General features: G+C 66.6%; 4 protein-coding genes. 1 reads left to right on the plus strand and 3 read right to left on the minus strand.

What is annotated here, in order from left to right:
* The 3 genes from ACWCSU_RS52615 to ACWCSU_RS52625 form a co-directional block, all read right to left on the minus strand.
* Window positions 1-1,258: beta-ketoacyl synthase N-terminal-like domain-containing protein (locus ACWCSU_RS52615; RefSeq protein WP_449945178.1), on the minus strand; the 1,258-nt coding region annotated here is incomplete at its 3' end.
* Between the two features lie 106 nt (window positions 1,259-1,364).
* Window positions 1,365-2,597 (minus strand): type III PLP-dependent enzyme, encoded by a 1,233-nt coding sequence (locus ACWCSU_RS52620; protein ID WP_449945180.1) that lies wholly within the window; start codon window positions 2,595-2,597, stop codon window positions 1,365-1,367.
* Between the two features lie 116 nt (window positions 2,598-2,713).
* Entirely contained in the window at window positions 2,714-3,613 is a 900-nt protein-coding gene (locus ACWCSU_RS52625; RefSeq protein WP_449945182.1) for a proline iminopeptidase-family hydrolase, read from the minus strand.
* A 781-nt stretch (window positions 3,614-4,394) separates the two neighbouring features.
* Here ACWCSU_RS52625 and ACWCSU_RS52630 point away from each other — a divergent pair.
* Window positions 4,395-5,346, plus strand: a 952-nt coding sequence (locus tag ACWCSU_RS52630) for a beta-ketoacyl synthase N-terminal-like domain-containing protein (protein WP_449945185.1), incomplete at its 3' end; no start/stop codon positions are given.

The following is a 5,346-nucleotide window of genomic DNA, read 5'->3' on the forward strand; positions in this document are numbered from 1 at the left end:
CCTGAGAAGGCCCACTCGGCGCCGTCAAACCATTACTCGCCCCGTCCTGATTGACCGCCGACCCCCGCACCACCCCCAACACCCGATGACCATTGGCCCGCGCATCAGCCAACCGCTCCAGCAACAACACCCCGACACCCTCAGAGAACACCGTCCCATCAGCATCATCAGAAAACGCCTTACACCGCCCATCAGCAGCGATGACGCGTTGCCGGCTGAAGGCTGTGTGCGTTCCAGGAGTGGACATCACCGTCACGCCACCCGCGAGCGCCAGCTTGCTCTCCCCGCTGCGCAGCGACTGGCACGCCAGATGGACGGCCACCAGCGAGGACGAGCACGCGGTGTCCACCGTCACCGCCGGCCCCTCCAACCCCAGCACATAAGCCACCCGCCCAGAGACCACGCTCGGCGCCGCACCGGTGACAAGGTGTGCCTCGACGTCGGCGGGCGCCTGGTGCAGCCGAGGGCCGTAGTCCTGCGGTTCGGCCCCGATGAAGACCCCGGTGAGGCTTTTACGGAGTGTGTGCGCGTCGATGCCCGCCCGCTCGATGGCCTCCCAGCAGGTTTCGAGCACCAGCCGCTGCTGCGGGTCCATCGCCAGGGCCTCGCGCGGACTGATCCCGAAGAACTCCGCGTCGAACTCCGCGGCGTCGTGCAGGAAGTGGCCCACGCGCGCATAGGTGGTGTTCCCGGCATCGGGGTCGTCGTCGAAGAGCCGGTCGAGATCCCATCCTCGATCGGTCGGGAACTCCGACACGGTCTCCCGGCCGTCGCGGACCAGCTCCCACAACTCCTCAGGGCTGGCGATCCCACCGGGGTAGCGGCAGGCCATGCCCACGATCGCGATCGGTTCGTCACCGAAGATGGCGGGTGTGATCTCGACGGCCGACGTCTCGCCGAGCCCGAGCGCCTCGGTGACGAGGTAGTCGACCAGGGCGGACGGCGTGGGACGGTCGAACGCGATGCCGATCGGCAGCTCGATGCCGAGCTCGGCGACGAGCCGGTCGTGCAGGTCCACCGCGCCGAGAGAATCGAGCCCCATGTCCTTGAAGCTCTGCTCGGGGGAGATCGTCTCCAGCGCTCCGGGCATGATGGCGCTCATCACGTCCAGCGTCGTACGGCTCACCAATTCGATGAGGACGGCTCGGCGTCTCGCCATGGAGAGGTCGGCCAGTTGGAGCGTGAAGCTCGTCGCCAGCCTGGCACCGGTGGCCGGGGTGCCGCTGGCGTCGGACGCACTGTGATCGGACGGGCTCATCGTTGACTCTCCCTACGAACGGCGGTGGTTCTGCCTCTGCATTCGGATAGAGCAGCCGACATCGGGGACGGCGAGGTCCTGCCGGAGGCAGGGAGGCGCTGAGGCGCTAGGTCTGCATGCGGGTGAAGATCACGCGGGACGCGGAGACGACCTCGTCGTGGCGCATGGTGATCTCCATTGGCGCCGGACGCCCCAGGAACATGACCAGGCTGGCCGTCATGCCGTAGGCTCCGGCGTTCGGAATGGTCACCAGATCGCCCGGCCGCAGGTCGGGGACGGCGACGTTGCGGCCGAGGATGTCGCCCGGGGTGCAGAGCGGGCCGACCAGGTTCGCGACGGCGGAGCCGCGGCCGTTCTCGTCGCCATCGAGCGCGACGGAGACCGGCAGCAGACGTCCGAGTCCGGACATGCCTCCCAGCACGTTGATCCCGGCGTCCAGGATGACGAACCGGATGCCGCGGCTCTCCTTGACGTTGGTGACGGTGCAGAGCAACCGTCCGCAGTCACCGACGAGATACCGTCCCGATTCGGCGGCGATGCGCGGGCTGCCCTGCCGCCAGGAGGGGAAGTGCGAGTCGAGGATCTCCTCCAGCGCGGCGCGGAGCCCCCCGTACAGGGGACGTTTGCCGGGCGTGAGGTAGGGGGAGGCGAAGCCGCCGCCGAGGTCCAGCAGTTCCGGGACGAGGCCGGTCGAGTCGCGCACCTTGGCGGCCGAGGTGATCGTGTGCGTCAGCTCCGCGATGAGAGAGTCCTCGTCCTTCGCGTTGCTGAGCGAGAACAGGTGCATCCCCGACAGACGAGTGCCGGGGACGGACCGGAGCTCGGGCATGAGATCGGGCAGCGTCTCGCTGTCGAAACCGAACTGGGAGGGCATGCCCGTCATGCGGATGCTGGTGGTGGCGCCGGGCCCGGAGCTGTTCACCCGCAGGAGGCAGGACGCGGTCGCGCCCTGGTGCAGCGCGGCGCGTCCGACACGCCGCAGGTCGCCGACCGACTCGACGGAGAAGACGCGGACACCTGCCTCGACGGCCGCCTCCACCTCATCCGACGTCTTGCCGGGCCCGGTGTAGAGGATGTCGAGCGGATCGAATCCCGCGGTCAAGGCCGCCACCAGCTCGCCTGCGGAGCTGATCTCAGCCTTGCACGAGGAATCGGCCCCCCTACGCAAGGCCTCGGCGATTCCCGGATGGGGGTTCGCCTTGAACGAGAAGTAGACGATCGTTCCCTCGGGCAGGGAGGCGAGCAGGTCGTCACGTGCCGCAACAGCACGGTCCAGGTCGTAGACGTACAGCGGTGAGCCGTAACGCTCGACGAGGTCGGCGTCGCTCTTCAGGTTCACGGCTTCTCTTTCTGCCTGAGGAGACCTTCGGCCCTGAAGTTCTCCATGTACGGGCCTGGGGTTGGCATGCGTGGCTACTCGCAGGGGAGCGGTCGGGTCGAGGGCATGGCGTCAGCTCATGCCAGGGTCGCCAGGAAATCGAGCACGACCTTCCGGAAACGCTCCGGCTCCTCCAGGTGCGGCGAGTGACTGGAGTTCTCGAAGACCACTTCGCGGCTCTCGGGAATGAGGTCGAGAAATGGCCGTACCGATTCCGGGGTGACCTCGTCGTGCCGGCCCGAAAGCACCAGAGTGGGCACGGAGATGTCGGCCAGCAGGTCTATGGTGCTCCAGTCCTTCAACGTGCCGGTCACATGGAACTCGCACGGCCCGTTCATGGTGTGGTAGACGGTCGGGTTGCTGAGCGTGTCCATGAACGTCGCCATGAACTCGTTGGGCCACGGTCGTATTCGGAGCACATGCCGGTTGTAGAAGACCATCATCGCTTCGTAGTACTCGCGGGAGTCGGTCGTCCCGGCCGCCTCGTGGGCGAGCAGGACGTCGTTCACCTCGACCGGCAGGAGGTCGCGCAGGATCTTCAGTTCCTTGCGCCATTCCGGATACGAAGCCGGCGAGTTCGCGATGATCAGCCCGCGTAGCCCAGATGGGTGGTGGGACGCGTGCCGCACAGCCAGCAGCCCGCCCCAGGAATGCCCGAACAGTACATAGTTGTCGGCGATTCCGAGGCGGTCCAGCAGATTGCCCAACTCGTCGTCGAAAAGCTCCGGGGTCCAGAACCCGGGGTCCGCGTCGTCGACATGGGTGGAACCGCCGTTGCCGAGCTGGTCGTAGTGGATCACCGGCCATCCCGCGCCGGCGAGTTCCGCCAACGGGAGCAGGTAGTCGTGGGTGCCGCCGGGTCCTCCGTGCAGGGTCACGACAGCCGGTTTCCCCTGCCCTAGGGCGCCGGTCACGCGGTACCAGGTCACGTGATCGCCGAACGGCACGGTGCCCCTGGCGCTGGGGGACAGGGCCAAGCCAACCACCTCGTCACGGTCGGTGCGGAGACGGCGTCGCACGCCACAGGCCGTTCGTCGCGGCACCATTCGATGGGTTGACCACAGTCCATGTGAGCGACCTTGACGACGCTAGGCGAAGGCCGCTCGAAGGCGGACCCCCTAGGCGGCCCGTGTCTTTCCCCTATGACGTCCGATCACATCGGTCTTCATTTCGGTATGCATCCATTGCCCCGAACAGCTTGTTCCTGGCTGCGGGATTCCGCTGCCGCGGCAGCCCGGTGACGCCCTGTTTCCGAGGGTGGGCGTTCTGGGAACGGCTCGGCCTTACCCGGCTTCATTCCATGACTGCCGGAACGCTCGGATGCCCCGATGCATCATCAGGGCGTTCCATCACCTGAGAAAACTCCGCGGAGCGACGGACGAACGCTCGCAGGGGGAGTTAAGGGTGAGCTAGGGGTCGGTGACTTCTATACGGCTGATTACTGTCTCGTCAGAGTCGATGAAGCTCCGGTGGGTTGCTCGAGGTGCTGATCACCGCGCGAGCCGGAAGGAACTGAATGAGCGTCACAGTCACCCCACTCACTGAGGCGACGGTTTCCGCTTGCTCGGATGTACGACGGTTCGGTCTCCTGTCGATCCTTGTGGCCTGAACCAGGGCGACAGGGAGACCCGCTTCGTGAGGTGACCCCCTTGGCCCCTCGATCGAACATGCGCCGCAGGGCGCACCACGATCCAGAGAGGCCATGCCTTTTGCTTTTCCGAGTCCCACCCCCCTACGTGAAGGGCTGGTCGACGTTCCATGGCTGCTGACGACAAGTTCCGCGAATACCTCAAGCGCGCCAGCGCCGACCTTCAGCGGACTCGCCGGCGCCTGCGCGAGGTCGAGGCGAAGGACCGCGAGCCGATCGCGATCGTGGGCATGGCCTGCCGTTACCCCGGGGGAGTGGAATCTCCGGAAGACCTGTGGAACATGGTGGTGGAGTCGCGTTCGGGGATCTCGGCGTTTCCCGAAGACCGGGGCTGGGACATGGACGCGCTCTACGACCCGGACTTCACCAGCAGCGGAACCACCTACGTGCGCGAAGGCGGTTTCCTCGAAGGAGCCGGCGACTTCGACGCGCAGTTCTTCGGGATCAGTCCGCGCGAGGCTCTGGTGATGGATCCGCAGCAGCGGCTGGTGCTTGAGGTCTCGTGGGAGGTTCTGGAACGGGCCGGGATCGCCCCCGGCAGTTTGCGTGGTACGCCCACGGGGGTCTTCATCGGTGGGACGCAGACCGGATACGTCGCCGGCATGGGGCCCTTCCCCGAGGGGGCGGAAGGGTATGTGCAGACCGGTAACACGAGCTCTGTGATCTCTGGCCGGGTGGCGTATGTGCTGGGGTTGGAGGGGCCGGCGGTGACGGTGGACACCGCGTGCTCGTCCTCGCTGGTGGCCGTCCATCTGGCGTGCCAGTCGCTGCGCAGCGGGGAGAGCAAGCTGGCGCTCGCGGGCGGCGTGACCGTGATGCCCACGCCCGAGCTGATGGTCGACTTCAGTCGGCAGCAGGGGCTCGCTGCTGATGGGCGGTGTAAGGCGTTTTCTGATGATGCTGATGGGACGGTGTTTTCTGAGGGTGTCGGGGTGTTGTTGCTGGAGCGGTTGGCTGATGCGCGGGTCAATGGTCATCGGGTGTTGGGGGTGGTGCGGGGGTCGGCGGTCAATCAGGACGGGGCGAGTAATGGTTTGACGGCGCCGAGTGGGCCTTCTCAGG

Source organism: Nonomuraea sp. NPDC001699, from assembly GCF_053596455.1.